Genomic DNA, 25,416 nt, shown 5'->3' with positions numbered 1-25,416 from the left:
CAACGATCAAGGCACCGGAGTGAAGTCCCTGGCGCCGATGAACTCCGGGCGGCGGATCGGGGCCGCGAACGGCTCGGTCGCCGCGTTCTCCACGCTGTTGAAGACGATGAAGACGTTGCTGCGCGGATACGGGGTGATGTTGTCCCCGGAGCCGTGCATGCAGTTGCAGTCGAACCAGGTCGCCGAGCCCGCGCGGCCGGTGAACAGCCGGATCCCGTGCCGGTCCGCCATCTTCGTCAGCGCCTCGTCGGACGGCGTGCCCGCGTCCTGCATCTGGAGCGACTTCTTGTAGTTGTCCTTCGGCGTGGCCCCGGCGCAGCCCAGGAAGTCCCGGTGCGAACCCGGCATGATCATCAGGCCGCCGTTGGTGTCGTGGTTCTCGGTGAGCGCGATCGACACGGACACGGTCCGCATGTTCGCCAGACCGTCCTCCGCGTGCCAGGTCTCGAAGTCCGAGTGCCAGTAGAAGCCCGACGCGCCGAACCCCGGCTTCACGTTGATGCGCGACTGGTGGACGTACACGTCCGAGCCCAGGATCCGCCGGGCGGTGCCGACCACGCGCTCGTCGCGCACCAGCCCCGCGAAGACCTCGCTCAGCCGGTGCACCTCGAAGACCGAGCGCACCGACTGCGACTGCGGCTCGATGATCGACCGCTCGTCGGCGCGGACCGCCGGATCGGCGATCATCCGCTCCAACTCGCGCCGGTAGAAGGCCACTTCGTCGTCGGCGAGCAGCTGGTCGACGGTGAGGAAGCCGTCCTTCTCGTACGATTCGAGCCCGGCGGACGGCCCCCAGACGACGGGGTCCTGACGGGGGGTCACCACTTCGGTGGCGCCTCGGGTGGGGTACAGGTCCTGCATACGATCAGCCCTCCTCGGGTTCGGTCAGCTGGGGGTCCCCCCAGGCATTCGGCTCTGGGGGAGGGTAGACGCCGTTCTCGTCGTGGTCCTCCCGTCCGGTGACGGGCGGGTTGAAGACGCAGACGCAGCGGAAGTCGGTCTTGGGGCGCAGGGTGTGGCGCTCGTGGCCGTTCAGCAGGTACATCGTGCCGGGCTCGATCCAGTGCGTCAGACCGGTCTCGTGGTCGGTGAGCTCGGCCTCGCCCTCCACGCACAGCACCGCCTCGATGTGGTTGGCGTACCACATCGACGTCTCGGTGCCCGCGTACAGCACGGTCTCGTGCAGCGAGAAGCCGACCTTCTCCTTGGCGAGCACGATCCGCTTGCTCTCCCAGGTGCCGGAGGCGGCGCGGACGTGGCGCTCGGTGTTCTCGATGTCCTTCAACGAGCGGACGATCACGGTGGGTTGCTCTCTTCCCTCGGGTGTCTCTGTGTGCGTACGGGTCAGACCGCGGTCTCGCGGACCGCGCGGGCGAGCGTGCGCAGCCCCTCGTCGAGCTCGTCCCGCGTGATCGTCAGCGGCGGGAGCAGCTTGGCGACCTCGCTCTGCGGGCCCGACGTCTCGACCAGCAGCCCGAGCTCGAAGGCGCGCCGCGCCACCGCGCTCGCCCGCGCCCTGTCGTGGAACTCGATGCCCCAGACCAGGCCGTGGCCCCGGTACTCCTTGATGTCGACCAGGTTCTCCTCGGTGATCGAGATCAGCGCCTGCTCGACCTGCTCGCCGCGGGCCCGGGTCTGCTTCTCCAGGGCGCCGCCGTCGGCCCAGTACGCCTCCAGGGCCGCGGTCGCGGTGACGAAGGCCGGGTTGTTGCCGCGGAAGGTGCCGTTGTGCTCGCCCGGCTCCCACACGTCGAGCTCCGGCCGGAACAGGCAGAGCGACATGGGCAGTCCGTAGCCGCTGATCGACTTGGACAGGGTGACGATGTCCGGCGTGATGCCCGCCTCCTCGAACGAGAAGAACGCGCCGGTGCGCCCGCAGCCCATCTGGATGTCGTCGACGATCAGCAGCATGTCCTGGCGCCGGCACAGGTCGGCGAGCGCGCGCAGCCACTCGGGCCGGGCCACGTTGATGCCGCCCTCGCCCTGCACGGTCTCCACGATCACGGCGGCGGGCTTGTTGAGCCCGGAGCCCTGGTCCTCCAGGAGCCGCTCGAACCACAGGAAGTCGGGCACCTGCCCGTCCAGGTAGTTGTCGAACGGCATCGGCGTGCCGTGCACCAGCGGGATCCCGGCCCCGGCCCGCTTGAACGCGTTGCCGGTGACCGCGAGCGAGCCGAGCGACATGCCGTGGAAGGCGTTGGTGAAGGAGACGATCGACTCGCGGCCCTTCACCTTCCGCGCCAGTTTCAGCGCCGCCTCGACCGCGTTGGTGCCGGTCGGGCCGGGGAACATCACCTTGTACGGGAGGTCGCGCGGGCGCAGCACGACGTTCTGGAAGGTCTCCAGGAACGTGCGTTTCGCGGTGGTCGCCATGTCCAGGCCGTGGGTGATGCCGTCGCGCTCCAGATAGTCGAGCAGGGCGCGTTTGAGCACCGGGTTGTTGTGGCCGTAGTTGAGCGAGCCGGCCCCGGCGAAGAAGTCGAGGTACTCGTGGCCGTCCTCGTCGGTGAGCCGGGCGCCCTGGGCGCGGTCGAAGACGGCGGGCCAGCCGCGGCAGTAGCTGCGCACCTCCGACTCGACGGTCTCGAAGACGCTCAGGGCGGGCGGGGTGATGGTCACGGTCGTACTCCCAGGTCGATCCGGTAGAGGACTTCCGCCTTGTGCCCCGCGTCGGGGAACAGGCCGCTGTCGAAGAGGACTTCGCGGCGGGGCGCGGTGCCGCGCCGCTCGGCGAAGGCGGTGAACAGCCGGTCGGAGGCGGTGTTGTCGGGGGTCACGGTGGTCTCGACGGAGCTGATGCCGTGCGAGTCGGCGACCTTGCCGGTCAGCGCTTCGAGCAGGGTGCCGGCCAGGCCGCGCCCCCGGTGCTCGCGGTCGACGGCGACCTGCCAGACGACGAGCGTCTCGGGCCGGTCGGGCCGGATGTACCCGGTGACGAAGGCGATCGGCTCACCGGTGGCGTCGCGCGCCACCACGGAGGTGGCGGCGAAGTCGCGGCACCAGAGCAGATAGCTGTACGAGGAGTTGAGGTCCAGGACTTGTGAGTCGCGGGCGATACGCCAGATCGCGGCGCCGTCCTCGACGCGTGGGGTGTCGATATGGACAACGGTCTGTGCGGCGGTCATGCGGAGGGAATTTACCCAGCGGAAATCGAAATCGCATTCTCGGCGGGGGGTGTGCGGAGCGCGGTTCTGTGTTATCATGCGGGCACATGCGCAAGGCGGTTTGTCCGGTAATTCCTGGACAAAAAGGCACGCTTGTGGAGTCGATCACACCCGTACGAGAGCCGGAAAAACCTTGTTGAGATCAGGAGTTTGAGATCAACAAGCCGGGGCAAAAGAAAACGGGAAGCTGCTCTGGATAAAGCAGCTTCCCGTTTACCGGAATTAATCGGCTATTTGTCTGCGGTAAAGGTGTTACCAGGTTTCCGATACGGCCTTGCGGGCAGCATCCGTGTCGACCCGCAGGCCCGCCTCGCCCAGCGCCGCCCCCAGCGCCGCGAGCGAGCCCTGGACCGCACCCCGCGTGGCATCGGCCCCGTAGTGATTCACCCGGACCATCTCCTTCGCCAGCGCCCCGCCGCCCGCGATCAGCGGCAGCGCGGGGTCGGACGCCAGCGCCTTGGCGACCAGCTCGGAGGCGTCGACGCCCGCGGGCGTACGAAGCGTCGTGGCCACCGGGGCCGCGTCCCGCGCCTCGTACACATACGGCTCCAGACCGCCGCCGAGCGCCGAGGCGCCCGCCCGGGTCGCGGCCGCCGCCGAGGCGTGCCGGGCCGTCACCGCGTCCAGGCCCTCCGCCTCGATCCGCTCCACACAGGCCTCCAGGGCCAGCATCTCCAGCTGCGCCGGGGCGTGCAGCAGCGCCTTGCGGCCGCCGTCGATCCAGCGCTCCTTCCAGTCGAGCAGCGACAGGTAGGAGCGGCGCGGGGCGCGCGGGTTGGCGGCGATCCGGGCCCAGGCGCGCTCGCTCACCGACACCGCCGAGACGCCCGCCGGGCCGCCCATCGCCTTCTGCGCGCCGATCACGCACAGGTCCACGCCCCACGCGTCCGGCAGCAGCGGCTCGGCGGCCACCGAGGCGACCGCGTCCAGCATGAACAGAGCGCCGTGGCGCCGCACGACCTCGCCGATCTCCGCCACCGGGTTGGTGTTGCCGGTCGCCGCCTCCGCGTGCACCAGGGAGACGAAGTCGATCTCCGGGTGCTCGGTGAGCGCCCGGTCGATCTGCTCGGCGGTCACCGCCGTGTGGAACGGCACCTCCAGGTCGACCACCTCGGCGCCGCAGTCCCGCAGCCAGTTGCCGAAGGTCTGGCCGTAGGGACCGGTCACCACGTTCAGGGCGGTGGAGCCCGGGTGCGCGGCGCCCCGGATGCAGCCCTCCAGCGGCAGCAGCGCCTCGCCCTGCATGATCACCACGTCCTGCTCGGTGCCGAGCAGCGCGGCCACCCGCCGCTCGATGGCCGCGAAGCGGTCGGCGGTCAGCGGGGCCAGATCGAGGAACGGGTGCGTCACAGCGGTGCCTTCTTCACGTCATCGGGTGCGGCTCGGTACGTCGGGCGTGCCGGGTACTTCGTCGGGTGTACCGGTCGAGCCTACCCAGCGCCTCGTACAGTGCTGACCATGAGCGATCACGTGGTGCTGCATGTGAAGGGGCGGGTGCTCGTCGGTCCCGAGGAGGTGCGGGACGAACTGTGGGCGGTGGACGGCCGGATCACCTACGAGCGTCCGCCGGGCGCCGTGGAGACGGTGACGGTCAGCGGCTGGGCGCTGCCCGGCCTGGTCGACGCGCACTGCCACGTCGGGCTCGACCGGCACGGCCCGGTCGACGACGAGACCAGCGAGAAGCAGGCCCTCCAGGACCGGGAGGCGGGCACCCTGCTGGTGCGGGACGCGGGCTCGCCCTCCGACACCCGTTGGATCGACGCCCGCGAGGACCTGCCGAAGGTCATCCGAGCGGGCCGCCACATCGCGCGCACCCGCCGCTACATCCGCAACTACGCCCACGAGATCGAGCCCGGCGATCTCGTCGCGTACGTGGCCCGCGAGGCGCGGCGCGGCGACGGCTGGGTCAAGCTGGTCGGCGACTGGATCGACCGCGAGGTGGGCGACCTCTCGCCGTGCTGGCCGCGCGGCGAGGTCGAGGCGGCGATCGCCGAGGCGCACCGGCTCGGCGCGCGGGTGACGGCCCACTGCTTCGCCGAGGACTCGCTGCGCGACCTGGTCGAGGCGGGCATCGACTGCATCGAGCACGCGACGGGCCTGGCCGAGGACACGATCCCGCTGTTCGCGGAGCGCGGCGTCGCCATCGTCCCGACCCTGGTCAACATCGCCACGTTCCCGCACCTCGCGGACGGCGGGGAGGCCAAGTTCCCGGACTGGTCGGCCCATATGCGTCGGCTGCACGCCCGCCGTTACGACACCGTCCGCGCCGCCTACGACGCCGGAATTCCGATCTTCGTCGGCACCGACGCGGGCGGCTCGATGGCGCACGGCCTGGTCGCGGCGGAGGTGGCGGAACTGGTCAAGGCGGGCATCCCCCCGCTCGACGCCCTCTCGGCGACGGCCTGGCACGCCCGCACCTGGCTGGGCCGCCCGGTCCTGGAGGAGGGCGCCCCGGCGGACCTGGTGGTGTACGAGGAGGACCCCCGGGCGGACGTCCGCGCACTGGCGGCGCCGAGCCGGATCGTGCTGAACGGGCGGATCGTGGGATGAGGGCGGGGAGTTGACGCGGAGGGTGACGGTCCGGGGGACGGGCTCGTTGTAGCTCTTTCGGCGCGGGGGCGCGACCGCCGGGGCGAGCGACCGGCGTACGCCGCGAGAGCGAGGACGGGGGCGCTGAGCCCGAACGCACACACGACTTACGTCGAACGGAAGGGCGCGTCTGTCCCTCCGTGGGGTGAACTAACCCCATGCGTACGCGAGTTCACTCTCCGTGCGTAAAGATTCGGGTGTCTCAGGTCACCGGCGCGCCCCTGGCTCACCCGAGTCCCACGAGTCCCTGTGGGAGGGCGCGGGGTGACGGCTCATGTCTCCCGTGGGGGTTCCACCACCTTGAACACCATCGACTTCCGCCTGCCCGTACACACCTCGGCCGCGCTGGCGCTCACCCTCGGCTCACTGGTCCTCGCGATGCCCGTCCCGGCGTACGCGACGGGGGCCGGCGAGGGCAGGGCGAGCGCGGTAGTGCTGCGCACCGGCCTCGACGTCTCCCTGCTGAACAAGACGATCGAGGTCCCCTTGAAGACGACGCTCAACGAGGTCCGGGCGCCGGGCGGTTCGCGTACGGCGGGGGAGACGGCGCTGGAGGTGAAGCTGGACGGCGTGGAGAAGGGGCAGCCGGTCAGCGTCCTGAAGGCGGACGTGGCCACGGCCACGGCGACGGTGGCGGCGGGCCGGGCGGAGGGTGCGACGCATCTGCTGCACGCCCGGCTGCACGTGCCCGGTCTGCCGCTGCTGTCCCTGGTCGAGGTCCAGGACGTCACGTCCAAGGCGGTCTGCGCGGCGGGCGCCCGGCCGTCGGCCTCGTCGAACCTGCTGGGCGCGGTGACGGTCCTGGGCAAGAAGCTCACCCTGACGACGGGCGGGCCGACGCGGGTGGCGGTGCCGGGGGTGGGCGAGGTGGCCCTCGACCTGTCGTCGACCCGTACGACGTCCCGCACGGCGGCGGCGACGGCCCTGCGCCTGAAGGTCTCGGTGAACCCGCTGAAGCTGAACGTGGCGGAGGTGTCGGGCGAGGTGACCCTGGCGGAGTCCACGTGCGAGACCCCAGCGCCCGTGTCCATCACCCCCCAGACGGTGTCGGCGGACCCGGAACTCGCGGAGACGGGCGGGTCGTCGCGGACGGGGTATGTGGTGGGTGGGGCGGTTGCGCTGCTGGTGGTGGGTGGGGTGGGGGTGGCCCGAGCGAGGAGGGGCTGAGCCCGGTCTTCGTCTGCGGGTGGGTGGTTGGCTGGTCGCGCAGTTCCCCGCGCCCCTAAAAGCGGGGATTGCCGCGGAGCGGCATCTTCAGGGGCGCGGAGAACTGCGCGATCAGTTGGGGACGGCCCGCAGACGAACGCATACCTCGGGGTCCGGGGGCGCAGCCCCCGGGAAACCCACCTCCACCTCCACCCCCACCCACCCCCGGAGGGTTTAGGGAAGGGGCGGGGTGGGGGCCAAAGACCGGTTAGTTCGACGTCAGCGTCAGGGCCTGGTCCAGCGCCTGGAGGAATCGATTCGTCGTCGCACGGTCCCGGACCGCGAGGCGGAGCCACTCCGGGCCCAGACCCGGAAACGTGTCGCCCCGCCGAGCCAAGAACCCCAGCCCCCGAAGCCGCACCCGCACCAAATCCGCCCCCGCCATACGAACGAGCACAAACGGCCCCTCCGCCGCAGCAACCACCCGTACCTCCTCGAACTCCCCCAGCCCCGCCACCAGATGCGCCCGGTCCACGACGAGGCGGCGAGAGGCCTCCGCCGCCTCCGCCAGCGCCCGAGGCGACACGCACGCCTCCGCCGCCACCAGCGCGGGCGTGGACACGGGCCACAGCGGCTGGGCCCGGGAGAGCGCGGACACCACGGACGGCTCGGCCAGCACATACCCGATCCGCAGCCCCGCGAGCCCCCACGTCTTGGTGAGGCTGCGCAGGACCACCAGGCCCGGCACGTCCGTACGCCCCGCCAGCGCCTCCCGCTCGCCCGGCACCGCGTCCATGAACGCCTCGTCCACGACCAGCGTCCGCCCGGGCCGGGCCAGTGCGGCCAGCACCCCACCGGGGTGCAGCACCGACGTGGGGTTCGTGGGGTTGCCCACCACCACCAGGTCCGCGTCCTCGGGGACCGCCGAAGGGTCGAGCCGGAACCCGTCCTCCGGGCGCAGCAGCACCCGCCGCACCGCGTGCCCCGCGTCCCGCAGCGCCGCCTCCGGCTCGGTGAACTGCGGATGCACCACCACGGGGCGCCGGAACGGCAGCGCCCGCGCCAGCAGCACGAACGCCTCCGCCGCCCCCGCCGTGAGCAGCACCCGCTCCACCGGCAGCCCGTGCCGCTCCGCGACCGCCGCCCGCGCCGCCCGCCCGTCGGGGTAGGCGGCGAGCCCGGTCAGGGACGCGGCGATCCGCTCCCGCAGCCACTCCGGGGGAGTGCCCGCCCGTACGTTGACCGCCAGATCGGTCAGGCCCTCGCCGCCGTCACGGACCTCGGCGTCCCCGTGGTGGCGCAGATCGTGCTCAGTGATGTGCGTGCGCATGGCTGCCATGGTGGTGATGATGGTGGCCGTCGTCGTCCGGGTGGAAGTGCGGCTGCTGGGGCAGTCCCACCTTGTCCTCGAATCCGGGCAGCGCGATCCGGTAGACGCAGGAGTCGCAGTTCATCCGCAGATCCCCCTTCACCGCCTCCTCGTACCGCTCCATGACCAGCGCGTGCAGCTCCTCGGCCGCGCCGATGACCTCGGCCGACCGCACGTCGAGGCCGGGGTGCGCCGCCGCCCACTCCTCGGTCTGCTGCCGCACCCGGTCCGGCAGGATGCCGGTGAACAGGAAGTACGGCAGGACCACGATCCGCCGGGCGCCCAGCTTCTCGCAGCGGTCCAGGCCCGCCGGCACGTCCGGCGCGGCCAGCGAGACGAACGCCGTCTCCACGCCCGCGTAACCGCGCCCCTCCCAGAACAGCCGGGCCGCCTTGTGCACCTCGGAGTTGGCGTCCGGGTCGGTCGAGCCCCGGCCGACCAGGAGGACGGTGACCTCCGAGCGGTCGAGGTCGCCGATGACCTCGTCGACCCGCCGCTCCAGGACCGCCAGCAGCGACGGGTGCGGGCCGAGCGGGCGCCCGTACGTGTAGGAGATGCCGGGGTGGCGCTCCTTCTCGCGGGTCAGCGCGGCCGGGATGTCTCCCTTGGCGTGCCCGGCCGACACCAGCATCAGCGGCACGGCGGCGAACCGCTTGACGCCCTGCTCCACCAGCGAGGTCACGGCCTCGCCCAGCGGCGGCGGCGACAGCTCGATGAAGCCGCCCGCGACGGGCAGTTCGGGGTTGCGGCGGCCGAGCTCTTCGACGAACGCGCGGAACGCCTCGGCCCCGGCGTCGTCCCGGGTGCCGTGCCCGGCGATCAGCAGGGCGGGCTTGGTCTGGGGGGTGGTCACTGGTTCTCCTTGGCGAGGGGGTGGTACAGAAGGGCGTTGAGCGCGGCGGAGGCCACCGCCGAGCCGCCCTTCTCGGAAACGTTGCTGACGGCGGGCAGACCGCTCTCGCGCAGCGCCTGCTTGGACTCGACGGCTCCGACGAAGCCGACCGGAAGACCGATCACCAGCGCGGGCGCGGCGTCGAGGGTGAGGAGTTCTTCGAGGGCGGTGGGCGCGTTGCCGATCACCCACAGGGCGCCGGGTCCCACCTGTTCGTAGGCGAGCCGGATGGCGTGCGCCGAACGCGTAAGTCCCGGGCCGGACTCGGCGTCCCTGAGGCGGCAGACGGTCTCGCGCCGGGTGATCCCGGCCGCGACCATCTCCACATCGGTGACGACCGGCGCCCCCGCGTGCAGCGCGGCATGGGCCTTCACCAGGCGGTCCTCGTCCATGACGAGGTCCGTGGCGTAGCCGAGGTCGGCGGCGGAGTGGACGACCCGCTCCACCACCGCCCTGGTCAGCGGCGCGAAGTGCGAGGTGTCGAGACGGGCGCGCATCCGCCGGTACGACTCCACCTCGATCGGGTGGACCGGACGCTCCCAGGGCCTGCTCACTGGGCCTCCCCGGCGCTCGCGGTCTGCCAGCGGTAGCCGCGCGGGGTCACCATGCGGCCCGCGATCTCCCGGGTGGCGGTGTTGCCCACGGTCACGACCGTCATCATGTCCACGGTCGCCGGGTCCAGCGCGCCGAGCGCGGTCAGCCGGCTGCTCTCGTCGGGGCGCGAGGCGTTGCGCACCACGCCGACCGGAGTGTGCGGGGCGCGGTGCTCGGCGAGGATGCCGAGCGCCTTGGGCAGCTGCCAGTCGCGGCCCCGGCTGCGCGGGTTGTAGAAGGTGACCACGATGTCCGCCTCGGCGGCCGCGCGCACCCGGCGCTCGATCACCTCCCACGGCGTGTGCAGGTCCGAGAGCGAGATGGAGACGTGGTCGTGCCCCAGCGGCGCGCCCAGGATCGCGGCGGCGGCCAGCGCGGCCGTCACGCCCGGCACGCCCACCACCTCGATGTCGTCGGCGGCCTCGGCGAGCGCGGGCGACGCCATCGCGTACACCCCCGCGTCGCCCGAGCCGATCAGCGCGACCGCGTGCCCCTCGCGCGCCTGCGCGACGGCGGTACGGGCCCGCTCCTCCTCGGCGCCGAGCCCCGACTCCAGGACCGTGGTGCCGGGCCGCAGCAGATCGCGGATCTGGTCCACGTACTGGTCGAGCCCGACGAGCACCGAGGCCCGGCGCAGCTCGTCCTTGGCGCGCGGGGTGAGCAGGTCACGGGCGCCGGGCCCGAGCCCGACAACCGCGAGCCGCCCGCGCGGGGCGCGCCGCACGACCGCGCAGGTGGCCATCGCGGCCCGCCCCTCGGGGCTCGACTTCCGCTTCGGCACGAGCAGTTCACCGCCGCCCGCGAGCGCGGCGGCCTCCGCCACGGAGGGCGTCCCGACGGCGTCCAGGGGCGCGTCCGACGGGTTCGGCACCTCGATACGGGAGAGCTCCTCCGCGCTGTACGTGGTGAGCGGCACCCCGAGCCGGGAGGCGGCCTCGAGGATCCCCGGCTCGTCGGACTTCGCGTCCACGGTGGCCAGTTCGGACACGCTGAGGAGGCTGAGTCCCGCGTCCCGTATCGCGTCCTCGACGAGCCCGAGCACCTCGTCGACGGGCGCGCCCTTGGAGGCGCCGACGCCGACAATGAGCGACTTGGGGCGCAACACGGCCTCGGCGGGGCCGAGTTCGCGCAGGCGGTCGGTCAGGTGGAGGGTGGCGGCCGCGTCGGCGGCGGCCGGGGTCACGTTCGGGGGCAGCGCCGGCAGCGGCCACACGCCGTCCGCCCGCAGCGCCACCGGCGAGCCGTCCAGGACCGCCCGGGACACCGCCGCCACCGCGCCCTCCACCGGCAGGCCGAGGGTGTCCAGGCCCGGGACGCCGACCGCGTCCGTCGCCGTGGTCACCACCGGCGTACAGCCGAGGACTTCGGCCACCTCGGCGGTCAGCGCGTTGGCGCCGCCCCCGTGGCCGCCGAGCAGCGAGACGGCGAAGCGCCCGGCCTCGTCGACGCAGACCACGCCCGGGTCGGACGCCTTGTCCGCGAGGAGCGGGGCGAGCAGCCGGACCGTGGCGCCCGTGGCGAGGAAGCACACCAGTTGGTCGCACTCCGCGAAGGCGCGCTCCACGGCCTCCCGCACGGGTCCTTCGTACACCCGGACCCGGCCGGGCCAGGCCGCGGCCAGCCGGTCGCGGGCTACGGCGCCCGCCGCCGTGGCGGAGATCAGGCCGATCACTGAACAGCTCCTTCGACAACCGATACAGGTGCGGGGCGGTCGCCCCACAGCAGGAAGACGGGGTTGGTGGCGGCGAGCCGGGTCACGTCCCCGGGCAGCGGGGCCAGCCGCGACGACTGCAGCAGGACGCCGTCGGTCTCCAGACCGGCCCCGGCCAGCGCGGCCCGCACCGCCGGAACGCGGTCGAGCGCCGCCAGCGCCACCACGACCGAGCGCCGGGCCCGCCGGGCGCACGCGGTCACGATCGCGGGCAGCTCGCGGCCGCCGCCACCGATGAACACCGCGTCCGGATCCGCGAGGTCCGACAGGACCGTGGGCGCCGCGCCGTGCACCACCTTCACGTCGACGCCGTGCGCCGCCGCGTTGGCCCGGACGTGCTCGCAGCCCTCGGCGGTTTTCTCGACCGCGACCGCCGCCGCCCCGAACCGGGCGCACTCCACGGCCACCGAGCCCGACCCGGCCCCTATGTCCCAGACCAGATCGCCGAGCCGCGGCCCGATCCTGGCCAGCGCCAGCGCCCGCACCTCGGCCTTGGTGATCATCGAGTCGCGGTGGGCGAAAGCGGACTCGTCGAGCGCCCAGCGGTCGGGCGTGGCTCGGCCGCCCGCGACCGTGCGCAGCGGCGAGAGCGCCTTCTCCTCGTCCAGGCAGACGATCACGCTGACCGCGTCCCACTCCCGGGCCGCGGCCTCGGCCGGGGTCACCCGCACCAGCCGCTCCCGCTCCGGGTCGCCCAGCGCCGACGCCACCACCAGGACCCGCTCGGGCGCCCGCCGGGCGAGCTCGGCGCCCAGCTCGGCGGGCCCGGCACCGGGACCGGTCAGCACGGCGGTCTTGGGGTGCGCCCGGCACACGTTGGCGGCCGTCCGCAGGTCCCGGCCGTGCGCGCTGACCACCAGCGCGTCGTCCCAGGGCAGCCCGAGCCGGGCGAAGGCGACCGCCACCGACGCGGTCCCCGGCCGTACGTCCAGCTCCTGCGGCCCGAACCGCTCGGCCAGCGCCCGCACGATCCCGAAGAACCCGGGGTCCCCGGAGGCCAGCACCACGGCCCGGCCGCCGCGCTCGTGGTGCTCGGCGATGGCGTCGAGGGCGGGCGCAAGCGGGCCGAGCACCAGCTGCTTGGCCCCCGGCGGCAGTTCGGCCGCCGCCTCGGCCGCCGCGAGATGGCGGGCGGCGCCGGTGACCAGCGTGGCCCCGGCCAGCGCCGCCAGGGCGTCCGGAGCCAGCGGCGCGCCCGTCCCCGTACCGATGACGGTGATCATGACGGGGTGCGCTCCGCCTTCTCGGCCTTCAGGGCGCGGCGGGCCGCCGGGTCGGCCCGGCGGAAGCCGTGGAAGTGACCCGGGTGGTAGAGGTGCGAGCGGGTGCCGGAGGCGGAGAGGGCCGGGCCGACCAGGAAGAGCGTGTGCTTCCAGAGCTTGTGCTCCTTGACCGTCTCCTCCAGCGTCTCGATCGTGCAGCGCAGCACCAGCTCCTCGGGCCAGGTCGCCTGGTACGCGATGACGACCGGCGTCGAGGTCGGATAGCCGCCCTCGAGGAGCTCCTCCACCAGCTGGCCCGAGCGGGCGGCGGACAGGAAGATCGCCATCGTGGTGCCGTGCCGTGCGAACTCGCGGACCTCCTCGCCCGGCGGCATCGGCGTCTTGCCGCCGCCGAGGCGGGTGAGGATGACGGACTGGGCTATCTCCGGGATGGTCAGCTCGCGCTGGGCGATCGCCGCGACCGCCGAGAACGACGAGACGCCCGGGATGACCTCGACCTCCAGGCCGAGCCCGGCCACCCGGTCGAGCTGCTCCTGGGTGCCGCCCCACAGCGCCGGGTCGCCGGAGTGGATGCGGGCGACCTTCAGCCCCTCGCGGGCGGCCCGCTCGTACACCCCGACGACCTCCTCCAGGGACATCGCCGCCGAGTCCAGGATCTCGGCGCCTTCGCGCGCGTGGTCCAGGACCTCGGCCTGCACCAGGCTCGCGGCCCAGATGACCACGTCGGCCTCGGCGATCGCCCGGGCGGCGCGGAACGTCAGCAGGTCGGCGGCGCCGGGGCCGGCGCCGACGACGGTCAGCCTGCCGGTGGGGGCATCGGCCATGGGAGGGGTCCTCTCGTACGTCACACAGTCGGTAAAGCGAAATGCGCGGGGGTGGGTCAGTCGGTTAGCAAGGGCGCATGGCGGTGTTCGTGGCGCTCGGCGCGTTCCTGATGACACTGGTCGGCGGCTGGACGGCCCAGCGCGTCACCGACCGGCGCCATCTCGTGCTGGGTCTGGCGGGCGGGCTGATGCTCGGCGTGGTCGGTCTCGACCTGCTGCCGGAGGCGGTGGAGGCCGCGGGCGACGAGGTCTTCGGCGTACCGGCCGCGCTGCTGCTGTTCGTCGGCGGCTTCCTCCTCGCCCACCTGGTGGAACGCCTGCTCGCGGTGCGCAGGGCGGCACATGGGGGAGAGAAGCGAGTGCCGCAGGTGGGTCTGACAGCGGCCGCGGCGATGGTCGGGCACAGCCTGATGGACGGCATCGCGATCGGCGCGGCCTTCCAGGTGGGCGGCGGCATGGGCGCGGCCGTGGCGGTCGCCGTGATCACGCACGACTTCGCCGACGGCTTCAACACCTACACGATCACCAGCCTGTACGGGAACGAGAAGCGCAAGGCCGTCGCCATGCTGATCGCGGACGCGCTCGCCCCGATGGTCGGCGCCGCCTCGACGCTGCTGTTCACCCTTCCGGCCGAGCTGCTCGGAAGCTATCTGGGCTTCTTCGGCGGAGTGCTGCTGTATCTGGCCGCCGCCGAGATCCTGCCCGAGGCCCACCACGACCACCCGGCGCTGTCCACGCTGCTGTTCACGGTCGGCGGCGTGGCCTTCATCTGGCTGGTGGTGGGCCTGGCGGGGTGAGCCCGCGTACGGATCCCGGGAGGCGGTCACAGTTTGCCGCCGCGTCCGCCCTCGCGCCGCGCGGGCGCGATGAGCGTCGAGAGGTACGGCAGGGCGCTGCCGTCGAGCTCGGCGGCCGGGCGGATGAACTCCTCGTCCAGGCCCAGCGCCGAGCCCCACACCGCGTCGTCGATCCGCCCGGTCGCCCGCAGCGCCGCCGCCACCTCACCGGCCTGGCGCCCGAACTTGTACGCCACCACCGTGCCCGGGCCCTCCAGCGCGTCCTTGAGCACGGTCGCCCCGGCGGTGACGGGGACGAGCGTGAGCGGCTCGGTCCCCTCCGTCAGCACGGCGCCCGAACGCGCGGCGAGGTCCTGCATCGCGGTGATCCCCGGCACGGTCACGATCTCCGTCCCCGGCACCAGCTCGGTGATGGTCTGGGCGAGATACGTGAACGTCGAATACACATTGGGGTCGCCGATGGTCGCGAACGCCACCGAGCCGTGCGCGCGCAGCAGATCGGCGACCGCGTCGCCCGCCGAGTCCCAGGCGGCCTCGCGCCGCCCCCGGTCGGACCGCTCGTTGAGCGCGAAGACGACCCGGACGACCTTGTCGCGGTCCACGTAGTGCAGCACGGTCGCCTCGGCGCGGCCCGGCTCGCCGCCGTCCTGCCCGTCGGCCGCGGCCATCACGGGCACGACGACGACGTCGGCCTCCTGGAGGGCCCGTACGCCCTTGACGGTCACCAGCTCCGGGTCACCCGGGCCGACTCCGACTCCGACCAGCTTGCTCATGGCGTGCACCTTTCGACGAACCGACGGGCGATGGCGGGCCGGGCGGCCCAGTGCGTGTGCAGATAGCTCGCGTGCACGCCCTGCTGTACGAAACCTTCGACCCGGCGCTCCGGGTGCACCAGACCCCACGCGGGCGCGGGCCCCGCGCCCGGGTCGAGGACGGTCCGGTGGAACTCGTGCCCGCGCAGCCGGGTGCCGGCGGGCGCGAGAACGCTGTCCCCGACGGCGACGGCCTCCCGGTACCCGAGCGTGAGCCGCTCCGACATCCGGGCGTCGGCGTCCAGGACCCCGCACATCGGCTGCCCGTCGAGCGACCGCGTGAGGTAGAGCAGCCCGGCGCACTCGGCGGCGACGGGCGCGCCGCCGCGCGCGAGCTCGCCGACGGCTTTCCGCAACGGCTCATTGGCACTGAGCTCCGCCGCGTACACCTCGGGGAACCCGCCGCCGATCACCAACCCGGCGGTACGGTCGGGCAGTTGCTCGTCCCTCAGCGGATCGAACACGACGACGTCCGCCCCGGCGGCGGCGAGCAACTCGGCATGCTCGGCATACGAGAAGGTGAAGGCGGGGCCTCCGGCGATGGCGACGACGGGTTTCGCCTGCGCGGTGCCATGTTCGTCTGCGGCCCGGTGGGACGCGGGACCGTACAGCCCGGGCAGCCCAAATTCAGCCCCTCCGGCGTTTGAGGAGCGGGGTTCGGGGCGGAGCCCCGAAGCGGGGGTACCGGGGGCGGAGCCCCCATGGCGGGGTGCAGGGGCCGCAGGCCCCGCAAGGGGGTCCGGGGGCGTAGCCCCCGGGAGGCCACCTTCACCCCCACTCACCCCCGGAGGGTTTAGGGAAGGGGCGGGGTGGGGGAACAGGCCCGTCGGGTCCCACGGTTCGCAGTCAAGGTCCGGCGCCGACCGAGCCAACCCCACCAGCGCAGCCAGGTCGCACCCCCGCCGCACCTGCTCCGCCATCGCCGCGACAGCGGCCACCGCATCGGCCCGCCGTTCCGCGACCGGCACAAGGCCGAGGTGCCGCGACGGCGTCGACACAGGGGCGGCCCGCCGCAGCGCGCCCAGCACCGGCACCCCCGACTCGTCCAGCGCCTCCCGCAGCAGCGTCTCGTGCCGCTCCGACGCCACCTTGTTGAGGATCACCCCGCCGATCCGCACCCCGGGATCCCAGGACGCGAACCCGTGCACCAGAGCCGCCACCGACCGCGACTGCGAGGACGCGTCGACGACCAGCACCACCGGCGCCCGCAGCAGCTTCGCCACCTGCGCGGTGGAGGCGAGCTCACCGAGCCCCGCCGCCCCGTCGTACAGCCCCATCACGCCCTCGACCACCGCGATGTCGCACCCGCGCGCCCCGTGCGCCAGCAGCGGAGCCATCAGCGACTCCCCGCACATGTACGCGTCGAGGTTGCGCCCCGGACGCCCCGTGGCCAGGGCGTGGTAGCCGGGGTCGATGTAGTCGGGGCCGACCTTGTGCGGGGACACGGTGAGCCCGGTCGCGGCGAGCGCGGCCATCAGGCCCGTCGCGACCGTGGTCTTCCCGCTGCCCGACGAGGGGGCCGCGATGACGAGACGTGCTACCACTCGATGCCCCGCTGCCCCTTCTGACCGGCGTCCATCGGGTGCTTGACCTTGGACATGTCGGTCACCAGATCGGCGAAGTCCACCAGCTTCTCGGGTGCGTTGCGCCCCGTGATCACCACGTGCTGGGTGCCCGGTCGGTCCCGCAGCACCGCGATGACCTCGTCCGTGTCCACCCATCCCCAGTGCATCGGGTACGCGAACTCGTCGAGCACGTACAGCTTGTACGTCTCGGCCGCCAGGTCCCGCTTGACCTGCTCCCAGCCCTCGCGCGCCTTGTCCTCGTTGTCCAGCTGCTCGTCGCGCTGGACCCAGGACCACCCCTCGCCCATCTTGTGCCAGTCGACACTGCCGCCCTCGCCGGAGGCGCCCAGCACCTTCAGCGCGTTCTCCTCGCCGACCTTCCACTTCGCCGACTTGACGAACTGGAACACCCCGATCGGCCAGCCCTGGTTCCAGGCCCGCAGCGCGAGCCCGAACGCGGCCGTCGACTTGCCCTTGCCGATGCCCGTGTGCACCACGACCAGCGGCCGGTTGCGCCTCTGACGGGTCGTCAGCCCGTCCTCGGGCACCACGCTCGGCTGTCCCTGCGGCATCAGGCGGCCCTCCTCGAAGTCCCAGACACGTCCTTGACCAGACCGGCGATCGAGTCGGCCCGCAGCTCGTCCAGCGTCACCGCCGGGCCGCCCAGCTCCCGCGCCAGCTCGGCCGCGAGCCCGAGGCGCACCGCGCCCGCCTCGCAGTCCACGACCACCGACGCGACCCCCTCGGCGGCCAGCAGCCGGGCCGACCGGCCCGCCAGCGCCACCGGGTCCACGCCGCCCGTGGCCCGCCCGTCCGTCACCACCACGACCAGCGGCCGCCGCGACGGATCGCGCAGCCGCTCCACGCGCAGCACGTCGTGCGCCTTGAGCAGCCCGGCCGCGAGCGGGGTGCGCCCGCCCGTCGGCAGGACCTCCAGACGGGCCGCCGCCGCGTCCACCGACGACGTCGGCGGCAGCGCCACCTCCGCGTCCTTGCCCCGGAAGGTGATCAGACCGACCTTGTCCCGCCGCTGGTAGGCGTCGAGCAGCAGCGACAGCACCGCGCCCTTGACCGCGCCCATCCGCTGCCGGGCCGCCATCGACCCCGAGGCGTCGACGACGAAGAGCACCAGATTGCCCTCGCGGCCCTCCCGGGTCGCCTGGCGCAGATCGTCGCGCCGGACGACCAGGCCGCGCCCCTGACGCCCGCGCGCCCGCTGGTGCGGCGCGGCTGCCTGGATCGTCGCCGCCAGGTGCAGCTTGGTGAGGGCGCCCTGGGGGCGGCGGGCCCCCGTCGTGCGCCCGTGCGCCGTGCGGGCCCGCGAGCGCCGCCCGGCCGCGCCCTCGCCGAGCCCGGGCACGCTCAGCATCTTCGTACGGAACGGCTCGCCCGCCCGGACGGCCTGCTGCTCGCCCGCGCCGGACGGCTGCGGCTCGCCGCCCTCGCCTGCCTCGGGGCGCGCGGGGGTGTCGCCCGCCCCCGCGTCCGGCGTCGGGCCGCCGTCCTGCGGGGGCTGCCCGCCCCCGCCGCCCGGCCCGTCCGGATCCGGGTCGTCGTCCTCGCCCTGGTCCCCGAACTCCTGCAGGGTGTCGTCGAGCTTGTCCTCGTCCAGGCCCGGGGCGTCGAACGGATTGCGCCGACGCCGGTGCGGCAGCGCGAGCAGCGCCGCCTGCCTCACGTCCTCGGCGAGCACGTCCGTACGCCCCGCCCAGGCGGCCAGCGCCGTGGCGGTGCGCGCCATCACGATGTCGGCGCGCATCCCGTCGACCTCGAAGGCCGCGCAGGTCGCGGCGATCTGCCGGAGCGCGGCGTCGCCGAGGCGCACCTCGGGCAGCAGCGCCCGCGCCGCGACGATCCGGGCCCGCACCGAGCTCTCCTCGTCGTCCCAGCGGGCGGCGAACGCGGCGGGCTGGTCGTCGTAGGCGAGCCGGCGGCGGACCACCTCGACCCGCTGGTCCGGCTCCCGGGAGGCCGAGACCTCCACGGTCAGCCCGAACCGGTCGAGCAACTGCGGCCGCAGCTCGCCCTCTTCGGGGTTCATGGTCCCCACCAGCAGGAAGCGCGCCGCGTGCCGTACGGAAACGCCTTCGCGCTCCACGTACGAGGCGCCCATCGCGGCGGCGTCGAGCAGCAGGTCGACCAGGTGGTCGTGGAGGAGGTTGACCTCGTCCACGTAGAGGATCCCCCGGTGGGCGTGGGCCAGCAGACCGGGCTCGAAGGCCTTCACGCCCTCGGCGAGCGCCCGCTCGATGTCGAGCGCGCCGACGAGCCGGTCCTCGGACGCGCCGACCGGCAGCTCCACCATCCGAGCGGCCCGAGCCGCCCCGGTCCCGGCCTCGTGCGGCCCGTCGGGGCACACCGGATCGGGGGCCACCGGGTCACAGGAGAACCGGCAGCCCGTGATGACGTCGACCTCGGGCAGCAGCGCGGAGAGCGCGCGCACGGCGGTCGACTTGGCGGTGCCCTTCTCGCCCCGGACGAGGACGCCGCCGACCGCCGGTGACACCGCGTTCAGCAGCAGCGCGAGACGCAGGTCGTCCTGACCGACGATCGCGGTGAACGGATAAGGCGTGCTCATGCGTCGTCACCCTCCAGGTCGCCTTCGAGCTGCAGATAGGTCGCGCGGAGCTGCTCCAGCGTCTCCGCGTCCGGTTCGGCCCACAGGCCTCGGTCGGCCGCCTCCAGCAGCCGTTCCGTGATGCCGCGCAGCGCCCAGGGGTTGGACTTCTTCATGAAGTCCCGGTTCGTCTCGTCGAACACGTACTCCGCGCTGAGCTTCTCGTACATCCAGTCGTCGACCACGCCCGCCGTCGCGTCGTACCCGAACAGGTAGTCCACGGTCGCGGCCATCTCGAACGCGCCCTTGTAGCCGTGGCGCCGCATCGCCGCCATCCAGCGCGGGTTGACCACGCGCGCGCGGAAGACGCGGTGGGTCTCCTCGCCCAGGGTGCGGGTCTTGATCTGGTCCGGGGTGGCGGAGTCGCCCACGTACGCCTCGGGGGACTCGCCCGTGAGGTGGCGGACCATGGCGACCATGCCGCCGTGGTACTGGAAGTAGTCGTCGGCGTCGACCAGGTCGTGCTCGCGGGTGTCGACGTTCTTCGCCGCCACCGCGATCCGCCGGAACGCCGTCTCCATGTCGCCCCGCGCCGCGCGCCCGTCCAGCCCGCGCCCGTACGCATAGCCGCCCCACACCGCGTACACCTCGGCCAGGTCCGCGTCCGAGCGCCAGTTGCGGGCGTCGATCAGGGGGAGCAGGCCCGCCCCGTACGCCCCCGGCTTGGAGCCGAAGATGCGGGCCGTGGCGCGGCGGCGGTCGCCGTGCTCGGCGGTGTCCTCGTCGGCGTGCGCCCGTACGTAGTTGGACTCGGCCGGTTCGTCCAGCTCCGCCACCGTGCGTACCGCGTCGTCGATCAGGCCGACCACGTGCGGGAACGCGTCGCGGAAGAAGCCGGAGATGCGGACGGTCACATCGATGCGGGGGCGGCCCAGCTCCGCGACCGGGACGACCTCGAAGCCGGTGACGCGCCGGGACGCCTCGTCCCACACCGGGCGGCAGCCGAGCAGCGCCAGGATCTCCGCGATGTCGTCGCCCTGGGTGCGCATCGCGGAGGTGCCCCAGACCGTGAGGCCCACCGACTTCGGGTACTCACCGTTGTCCGCGAGGTAGCGCTGCACCAGCGAGTCCGCAAGGGCCTGGCCGACCTCCCAGCTCAGCCGGGACGGGATGGCCTTGGGGTCGACCGAGTAGAAGTTGCGGCCGGTCGGCAGGACGTTGACCAGGCCCCGGGTGGGGGAGCCGGACGGGCCCGCCGGGACGTAACCGCCGTCCAGCGCCCGCAGGATGTGGGTGATCTCGTCCGTCGTCCGGGCCAGGCGCGGCACCACTTCGCGGCAGGCGAAGTCGAGGACCGCGACAACCGGGGCGAGGTCGGCGCCCAGCACCTGCGTCACCAGCGGGCCGCACGCGGCCGCGTCCCAGCCGCGCTCCTCCATGCCCTCCGCCAGGCGGCGGCACAGCTGCTCCAGGAGGTCGATCGCGTCGGCCGCCGTCCTGGCGGGGCCCTCGACCAGGTCCGTGAGCTCCACCGGGACCTTCACCGGTGTGCCCGGCTCGGCCAGGAGCTCCTTCTCCACCAGGCCGAAGTGCTCGGCCAGCGAGGCGCGCAGGCCCGGCAGCGCGTTGGCCTGCCCGCCCCACACCTGGGAGGCGCGCAGCACCGCGAGCACCAGGTTGACCCGGGACTCGGCCTCGGGGCCGCCGCCGAGGATGTGCAGGCCGTCGCGGATCTGGACGTCCTTGATCTCGCACAGGTAGCCGTCGATGTGCATGACGAACTCGTCGAAGTCGCCGTCGTCCGGCTGCTCGTCGACGTGCAGGTCGTGGTGGAGCTCGGCGGCCTTCACCAGCGTCCAGATCTGGGCCCGCACGGCCGGGGCCTTCGTCGGGTCGAGGTCGCTCACCAGCGCGTACTCGTCGAGGAGTTGCTCCAGTTTGGCCAGGTCACCGTAGGTGTCGGCGCGGGCCATGGGCGGGACCAGGTGATCCACGACCGTGGCGTGGCCGCGCCGCTTGGCCTGGGTGCCCTCGCCAGGGTCGTTGACGATGAACGGGTAGACCAGCGGCAGATCGCCCAGGACCGCGTCCGGGCCGCAGCCGGAGGACAGGCCCAGGCCCTTGCCGGGCAGCCACTCCATGGTGCCGTGCTTGCCCATGTGGACGATGGCGTCGGCGCCGAAGCTGTTCTCCAGCCAGCGGTAGGCCGCCATGTAGTGGTGCGAGGGCGGCATGTCCGGGTCGTGGTAGATCGCGATGGGGTTCTCGCCGAAGCCGCGCGGCGGCTGGATCATCACGACGACGTTGCCGAACTGGAGGGAGGCGAGCACGATCTCGTCGCCGTCCACGTACAGCTGACCCGGGGGCTCGCCCCAGTGCTCCAGCATGCCGTCGCGCAGCTCGGGCTCCAGCTTCTCGAACCAGGCGCGGTAGTCGGCGAGCGGCACGCGCGCGGGGGCGGCGGCCAGCTGCTCCTCGGTGAGCCACTCCACGTCGTGGCCGCCCGCGTTGATCAGGCGGTGGATCAGCTCGTCGCCGTTGTCCGGGTGGCCCTCCACCACGTAGCCGGCGTCGCGCAGCGCGTCCAGGACGCGGACGGCGGAGGCGGGCGTGTCCAGGCCCACCGCGTTGCCGACGCGGGAGTGCTTGGTCGGGTAGGCGGTGAAGACCAGGGCCAGCTTCTTCTCCGCGTTCGGCTTGTGCTTGAGGCGGGCGTGGCGCACCGCGATCCCGGCGACCCGGGAGGCCCGCTCGGGGTCGGCGACGTAGACCGGCACATCGTCCGGGCCCTGCTCCTTGAAGGAGAACGGGACGGTGATCAGCCGGCCGTCGAACTCGGGGATGGCGACCTGCATCGCCGCGTCCATGGGGGAGAGCGCCGCGTCCGAGGCCTCCCACGCCGCCTTGGAGGAGGTGAGGCAGAGACCCTGGAGCACGGGGACGTTGAGGTCGGCCAGGGCGCCGATGTCCCACGCCTCCTCGTCGCCGCCCGCGCTGGCCTGCGACGCGGTGGTGCCGCCCGCCGCCAGGACGGTCGCGATGAGCGCGTCCGCCCGGCCCAGCGTCTCGTAGAGCGCGGGCTCGGCGCCGCGCAGCGAACCCACGTACACCGCCAGCGCGTTGGCGCCCTGGGCCTCGATGCGGTCGCACAGGACGTCGACGAACGCGGTGTTGCCGGAGAGCTCGTGGGCGCGGTAGAAGAGCACGCCCACCGTGGGGCGGCCCTCCACGTACGCGCGCGTGCCGTGCACGCCCCACTCGGGCATCTTCTCCGGCTCGGCGAAGCCCACGCCGGTCAGGAGCACGGTGTCGGACAGGAACCGGGACAGCTCCACGAGGTTGCCGGGGCCGCCCTCGACCAGATAGCGCAGGGCCTCGGCGACCACACCGGCCGGGACCGACGACTCGGCCATCAGCTCCGCGTCCGGCACGGACTCGCCGCCGAGCAGCACCGTCGGGATGCCGGACGCCTTCAGCGCGGCGAGCCCGTCCTCCCAGGCGCGCTTGCCGCCGAGGAGGCGCACGACGGCCACGGACGCGCCCTCGATGAGCGCGGGCAGCTCCTCGGCCACGTCGATACGGGTCGGGTTGCCGATCCGGAAGGGCGCCCCGGAGGCCCGGGCCGCCAGCAGATCCGTGTCGGCGGTCGACAACAACAGCACAGTGCTCATGCGGGTGCTCCAGGTGCGATGAAGGGAAGTCCGGCGGGCGCGCCCTGCTCGATGAGCCGCATGAGCGCGTCCGTGTCCGCGTGTTCTTCGATGAGGTCGCCGAGGCGGTCCAGCTGCTCTTCGCGCAGCGCGCCGAACGACGTGTCCGGGGCGGGCACGAAACGCCGTCCCGCGGCGCTCGCGACCCGCTCCAGGAACCGTCGCCTGAATCCGTCGCTCTCAAGTGACCCGTGCCAGTGCGTGCCCCAGACCGCACCGACCCGGCATCCGTCCAAGAAGGCTTCCCCGCCCAGCACTTGAGCGACGCCGTGGTGGATCTCGTATCCCTCCACGGGCTCGCCCAGCGCCTCGCCGGTCGGCCGTGCAAGTGTCTTCTCGGGCGCGAACCGCACCCGTACGGGCAGCAGTCCGAGCCCCGCCACGGAACCCGCCCGTGACTCGACCTCGTCCTCGATGTGCTCGCCGAGCACCTGGAACCCGCCGCAGATCCCCAGCACCGGACGCCCCTCGGCCGCCCTGCGCGCCAGCTCCCGCGCCAGCCCCCGTTCCCTCAGCCATTCCAACGCCCGGACCGTGCCCCGGGTTCCCGGCACCACGACCAGATCCGCGTCGGCCAGTTCCTCGGGCCGGTCCACGAACCGTACGACCACGCCCGGTTCGGCGGCGAGGGCGTCCACGTCGGTGAAGTTGGACATCAGCGGGATCGCGCAGACCGCGACCCGCAGCACGTCCTCGCCGACCGGCGGCGCCACCACGGACTCGCGCACGGCGCCGCGCAGGGAGACCCGCAGGCCGTCCTCCTCGTCGATGCCGAGGCCGTGCGCGAACGGCAGGATCCCGTACGTGTGGCGGCCGGTGAGCCCGCGCAGCATGTCGATGCCCGGTTCGAGCAGCGAGACGTCGCCGCGGAACTTGTTGACGATGTACCCCGCGACCAGCGCCTGGTCCTCGGGGCTCAGCAGCGCGGTCGTACCGAAGAAGGAGGCGAAGACGCCGCCCCGGTCGATGTCGCCGACGACGACCACGGGGAGCTTCGCGGCGCGCGCGATGCCCATGTTGACGATGTCGGTACGTCGCAGGTTGATCTCGGCCGGACTGCCCGCCCCCTCGCAGATCACGGCGTCATATGTGCCCCGCAGCCGCTCCAGGCAGTCCACGACGGTGCCGAGAAGCGCCTCCTGGCGCCCGCCGTGGTAGCCGCTGGCGCTCAGTTCGCCGACCGGCCTGCCCATCAGTACGACCTGGCTCGACCGGTCGCTCCCCGGCTTGAGCAGCACGGGGTTCATCAGCGCGGACGGCTCGACGCGCGCCGCCTGCGCCTGCATCGCCTGCGCGCGCCCGATCTCGGCGCCCTCGCGCGTGACGAACGAGTTGAGGGACATGTTCTGTCCCTTGAACGGCGCGACCTTCACGCCCTGGCGCACCAGCCACCGGCAGATCCCGGCGGTGACGACGCTCTTCCCGGCGTCCGATGTGGTGCCCGCGACCAGCAGTCCGCCGCTCATGTACGTACCTTCCTCACCGCGATCGCCGCGCCCAGCGCCAGCCAGCCCACCCGGCGCGACAGCCGCACCGCCCGTTCGATGTCCGCGACCTCCACGGCCCGGCCGCCCCCGTTCAGGACGGGCCGGTGCTCGACGCGGCCGCCGTACGAGAGGGTGCCGCCGAGCCGTACGCCGAGCGCACCCGCGAACGACGCCTCCACGGGACCCGCGTTGGGGCTCGGGTGCTTGCGGGCGTCCTCGCGCCACGCGCGCGTGGCGCCACGCCGATCGTCCCCGGCGGCCACCGCGAGCGCGGCGGTGAGCCGGGCGCCCGGCCAGCCCGCCACGTCGTCCAGGCGCGCCGAGGCCCACCCGTACCGCAGATGGCGCGGCGAGCGGTGGCCGACCATCGCGTCCAGCGTGTTGACGGCACGGAAGGCGATCAGGCCCGGCACCCCCGCGAGCGCCCCCCACACCAGCGCGCCGACCACGGCGTCGGAGGTGTTCTCGGCGACGGACTCGACGACCGCGCGCGCGATGCCGGGAGCGTCCAGGGACTGCGGGTCGCGCCCGCACAGGTGCGGCAGGCGCGCGCGGGCGGCCTCGACGTCCCCGGCCTCCAGGGCGGCGCCGATCGCCCTGGCCTCCCGGCCCAGCGAAGTGCCGCCCACGACGGCCCAGGTGGCGGCGGCGGTCAGGGCGACGGTCGCGGCGGGACGCCTGCGTACCGCGCGCGTGGCGAGCAGTGCGGCGCCCGCGGCGCCTCCGGCGCACACGGCGGTGTGCAGCGCGCCCCAGCCCCGGTGGTCGCGCCACAGCGCGCGCTCCACGGCGGCCGCGGCACGGCCGAACGCGGCGACCGGGTGCCCTCGGCGGGGGTCGCCGAGGAGGAGGTCGCCGAGGAGACCGGCGGTGGCGCCGTACGCGAAGGTGCGATCGGCACGCATGGGGTCAGCCCGCCGCAACGCCGTGAGGGGCTCTGGTACTTCCGGGGTGGGCCGGCAACAGGCAGGCGCGC

21 protein-coding genes are annotated in these 25,416 nt (G+C 73.4%); 3 read left to right on the top strand and 18 right to left on the bottom strand.

Annotated features, from left to right (window positions below; genetic code table 11):
* Positions 1–6: 6 nt before the first annotated feature.
* The 5 genes from thpD to IE252_RS35860 form a co-directional block, all read right to left on the bottom strand.
* Positions 7–861 carry an ectoine hydroxylase gene (gene thpD, locus IE252_RS35880; protein ID WP_190093662.1) on the bottom strand — a complete coding sequence of 285 codons (855 nt, stop codon included), beginning with the start codon at positions 859–861 and terminating at the stop codon, positions 7–9.
* Between the two features lie 4 nt (positions 862–865).
* The gene (locus IE252_RS35875) at positions 866–1,300 is read right to left on the bottom strand and encodes an ectoine synthase (RefSeq protein ID WP_190093661.1); all 435 of its coding nucleotides are present in this window, start codon (positions 1,298–1,300) and stop codon (positions 866–868) included.
* 44 nt (positions 1,301–1,344) lie between these two features.
* Positions 1,345–2,619, bottom strand: a complete 1,275-nt coding sequence (ectB, locus tag IE252_RS35870; protein ID WP_190093660.1) for a diaminobutyrate--2-oxoglutarate transaminase — start codon at positions 2,617–2,619, stop codon at positions 1,345–1,347.
* Positions 2,616–3,125 (bottom strand): diaminobutyrate acetyltransferase, encoded by a 510-nt coding sequence (gene ectA / locus IE252_RS35865; protein ID WP_190093659.1) that lies wholly within the window; start codon positions 3,123–3,125, stop codon positions 2,616–2,618. The genes ectB and ectA overlap by 4 nt, the downstream gene beginning before the upstream one ends.
* 291 nt (positions 3,126–3,416) lie before the next feature.
* Positions 3,417–4,514, bottom strand: a complete 1,098-nt coding sequence (locus IE252_RS35860) for a pyridoxal-phosphate-dependent aminotransferase family protein (protein WP_190093658.1) — start codon at positions 4,512–4,514, stop codon at positions 3,417–3,419.
* 108 nt (positions 4,515–4,622) lie between these two features.
* On the opposite strand from IE252_RS35860, the gene IE252_RS35855 reads away from it, so the two are divergent.
* On the top strand, positions 4,623–5,714 hold the full coding sequence (locus IE252_RS35855; RefSeq protein ID WP_190093657.1) for an amidohydrolase family protein: 1,092 nt from the start codon (positions 4,623–4,625) through the stop codon (positions 5,712–5,714).
* 339 nt (positions 5,715–6,053) lie between these two features.
* On the top strand, positions 6,054–6,920 hold the full coding sequence (locus IE252_RS35850; RefSeq protein WP_373298668.1) for an SCO1860 family LAETG-anchored protein: 867 nt from the start codon (positions 6,054–6,056) through the stop codon (positions 6,918–6,920).
* A gap of 247 nt (positions 6,921–7,167) precedes the next feature.
* Here IE252_RS35850 and cobC read toward each other — a convergent pair whose 3' ends face one another.
* From cobC to cobM, 6 genes are read right to left on the bottom strand one after another with little or no spacing between them, the layout of a single operon-like run.
* Complete coding sequence (gene cobC / locus IE252_RS35845; RefSeq protein WP_190093655.1) at positions 7,168–8,238, bottom strand: Rv2231c family histidinol phosphate aminotransferase CobC; 1,071 nt, start codon at positions 8,236–8,238, stop codon at positions 7,168–7,170.
* Positions 8,210–9,121 (bottom strand): sirohydrochlorin chelatase, encoded by a 912-nt coding sequence (locus IE252_RS35840; RefSeq protein WP_190093654.1) that lies wholly within the window; start codon positions 9,119–9,121, stop codon positions 8,210–8,212. Before IE252_RS35840 ends, cobC begins: the two co-directional genes overlap by 29 nt.
* Complete coding sequence (locus IE252_RS35835; protein ID WP_229849005.1) at positions 9,118–9,657, bottom strand: precorrin-8X methylmutase; 540 nt, start codon at positions 9,655–9,657, stop codon at positions 9,118–9,120. Before IE252_RS35835 ends, IE252_RS35840 begins: the two co-directional genes overlap by 4 nt.
* A 53-nt stretch (positions 9,658–9,710) precedes the next feature.
* Positions 9,711–11,426, bottom strand: coding sequence for a precorrin-3B C(17)-methyltransferase (gene cobJ / locus IE252_RS35830; RefSeq protein WP_190093652.1), 1,716 nt, complete (start codon positions 11,424–11,426; stop codon positions 9,711–9,713).
* A complete protein-coding gene (gene cbiE / locus IE252_RS35825; protein WP_190093651.1) occupies positions 11,423–12,688 on the bottom strand; it encodes a precorrin-6y C5,15-methyltransferase (decarboxylating) subunit CbiE in 1,266 nt (421 codons plus the stop codon). Before cbiE ends, cobJ begins: the two co-directional genes overlap by 4 nt.
* Entirely contained in the window at positions 12,685–13,512 is an 828-nt protein-coding gene (cobM, locus tag IE252_RS35820) for a precorrin-4 C(11)-methyltransferase (protein WP_190093650.1), read from the bottom strand. The genes cbiE and cobM overlap by 4 nt, the downstream gene beginning before the upstream one ends.
* A gap of 77 nt (positions 13,513–13,589) precedes the next feature.
* On the opposite strand from cobM, the gene IE252_RS35815 reads away from it, so the two are divergent.
* Positions 13,590–14,309, top strand: a complete 720-nt coding sequence (locus IE252_RS35815; protein ID WP_190093649.1) for a ZIP family metal transporter — start codon at positions 13,590–13,592, stop codon at positions 14,307–14,309.
* 26 nt (positions 14,310–14,335) lie between these two features.
* Here IE252_RS35815 and cobI read toward each other — a convergent pair whose 3' ends face one another.
* The 7 genes from cobI to IE252_RS35780 are packed head-to-tail and all read right to left on the bottom strand — an operon-like array spanning position 14,336 to position 25,345.
* Complete coding sequence (gene cobI / locus IE252_RS35810; protein ID WP_190093648.1) at positions 14,336–15,082, bottom strand: precorrin-2 C(20)-methyltransferase; 747 nt, start codon at positions 15,080–15,082, stop codon at positions 14,336–14,338.
* Positions 15,079–16,665, bottom strand: a complete 1,587-nt coding sequence (locus IE252_RS35805; RefSeq protein WP_190093647.1) for a cobyrinic acid a,c-diamide synthase CobB — start codon at positions 16,663–16,665, stop codon at positions 15,079–15,081. The genes cobI and IE252_RS35805 overlap by 4 nt, the downstream gene beginning before the upstream one ends.
* The gene (gene cobO, locus IE252_RS35800; RefSeq protein WP_190093646.1) at positions 16,659–17,258 is read right to left on the bottom strand and encodes a cob(I)yrinic acid a,c-diamide adenosyltransferase; all 600 of its coding nucleotides are present in this window, start codon (positions 17,256–17,258) and stop codon (positions 16,659–16,661) included. Before cobO ends, IE252_RS35805 begins: the two co-directional genes overlap by 7 nt.
* The gene (locus tag IE252_RS35795; protein ID WP_190093645.1) at positions 17,258–19,264 is read right to left on the bottom strand and encodes a putative cobaltochelatase; all 2,007 of its coding nucleotides are present in this window, start codon (positions 19,262–19,264) and stop codon (positions 17,258–17,260) included. Before IE252_RS35795 ends, cobO begins: the two co-directional genes overlap by 1 nt.
* Positions 19,261–22,914, bottom strand: a complete 3,654-nt coding sequence (gene cobN / locus IE252_RS35790; RefSeq protein WP_190093644.1) for a cobaltochelatase subunit CobN — start codon at positions 22,912–22,914, stop codon at positions 19,261–19,263. Before cobN ends, IE252_RS35795 begins: the two co-directional genes overlap by 4 nt.
* Positions 22,911–24,419 carry a cobyric acid synthase gene (locus tag IE252_RS35785; RefSeq protein ID WP_190093643.1) on the bottom strand — a complete coding sequence of 503 codons (1,509 nt, stop codon included), beginning with the start codon at positions 24,417–24,419 and terminating at the stop codon, positions 22,911–22,913. The genes cobN and IE252_RS35785 overlap by 4 nt, the downstream gene beginning before the upstream one ends.
* Positions 24,416–25,345, bottom strand: coding sequence for a cobalamin biosynthesis protein (locus IE252_RS35780; RefSeq protein WP_190093642.1), 930 nt, complete (start codon positions 25,343–25,345; stop codon positions 24,416–24,418). Before IE252_RS35780 ends, IE252_RS35785 begins: the two co-directional genes overlap by 4 nt.
* Positions 25,346–25,416: the final 71 nt, after the last annotated feature.

The organism is Streptomyces melanogenes (assembly GCF_014649795.1).
In the GTDB taxonomy this organism is placed as follows: Bacteria; Actinomycetota; Actinomycetes; order Streptomycetales; family Streptomycetaceae; genus Streptomyces; species Streptomyces noboritoensis.
Note: the sequence above shows the minus strand (reverse complement) of the source record. Positions and strands in the feature narration are given on the sequence as shown.

Bases quoted from the DNA above. Each gene is read 5' to 3' on its own strand.
- cbiE (WP_190093651.1), bottom strand. From the start codon at position 12,688: ATGATCACCGTCATCGGTACGGGGACGGGCGCGCCGCTGGCTCCGGAC.
- cobN (WP_190093644.1), bottom strand. From the start codon at position 22,914: ATGAGCACTGTGCTGTTGTTGTCGACCGCCGACACGGATCTGCTGGCG.
- thpD (WP_190093662.1), bottom strand. From the start codon at position 861: ATGCAGGACCTGTACCCCACCCGAGGCGCCACCGAAGTGGTGACCCCC.
- IE252_RS35815 (WP_190093649.1), top strand. From the start codon at position 13,590: ATGGCGGTGTTCGTGGCGCTCGGCGCGTTCCTGATGACACTGGTCGGC.
- cobO (WP_190093646.1), bottom strand. From the start codon at position 17,258: ATGCCGCAGGGACAGCCGAGCGTGGTGCCCGAGGACGGGCTGACGACC.
- cobM (WP_190093650.1), bottom strand. From the start codon at position 13,512: ATGGCCGATGCCCCCACCGGCAGGCTGACCGTCGTCGGCGCCGGCCCC.
- ectA (WP_190093659.1), bottom strand. From the start codon at position 3,125: ATGACCGCCGCACAGACCGTTGTCCATATCGACACCCCACGCGTCGAG.
- IE252_RS35785 (WP_190093643.1), bottom strand. From the start codon at position 24,419: ATGAGCGGCGGACTGCTGGTCGCGGGCACCACATCGGACGCCGGGAAG.
- IE252_RS35795 (WP_190093645.1), bottom strand. From the start codon at position 19,264: ATGAGCACGCCTTATCCGTTCACCGCGATCGTCGGTCAGGACGACCTG.
- cobC (WP_190093655.1), bottom strand. From the start codon at position 8,238: ATGGCAGCCATGCGCACGCACATCACTGAGCACGATCTGCGCCACCAC.
- IE252_RS35855 (WP_190093657.1), top strand. From the start codon at position 4,623: ATGAGCGATCACGTGGTGCTGCATGTGAAGGGGCGGGTGCTCGTCGGT.
- IE252_RS35780 (WP_190093642.1), bottom strand. From the start codon at position 25,345: ATGCGTGCCGATCGCACCTTCGCGTACGGCGCCACCGCCGGTCTCCTC.
- IE252_RS35835 (WP_229849005.1), bottom strand. From the start codon at position 9,657: ATGCGCGCCCGTCTCGACACCTCGCACTTCGCGCCGCTGACCAGGGCG.
- cobI (WP_190093648.1), bottom strand. From the start codon at position 15,082: ATGAGCAAGCTGGTCGGAGTCGGAGTCGGCCCGGGTGACCCGGAGCTG.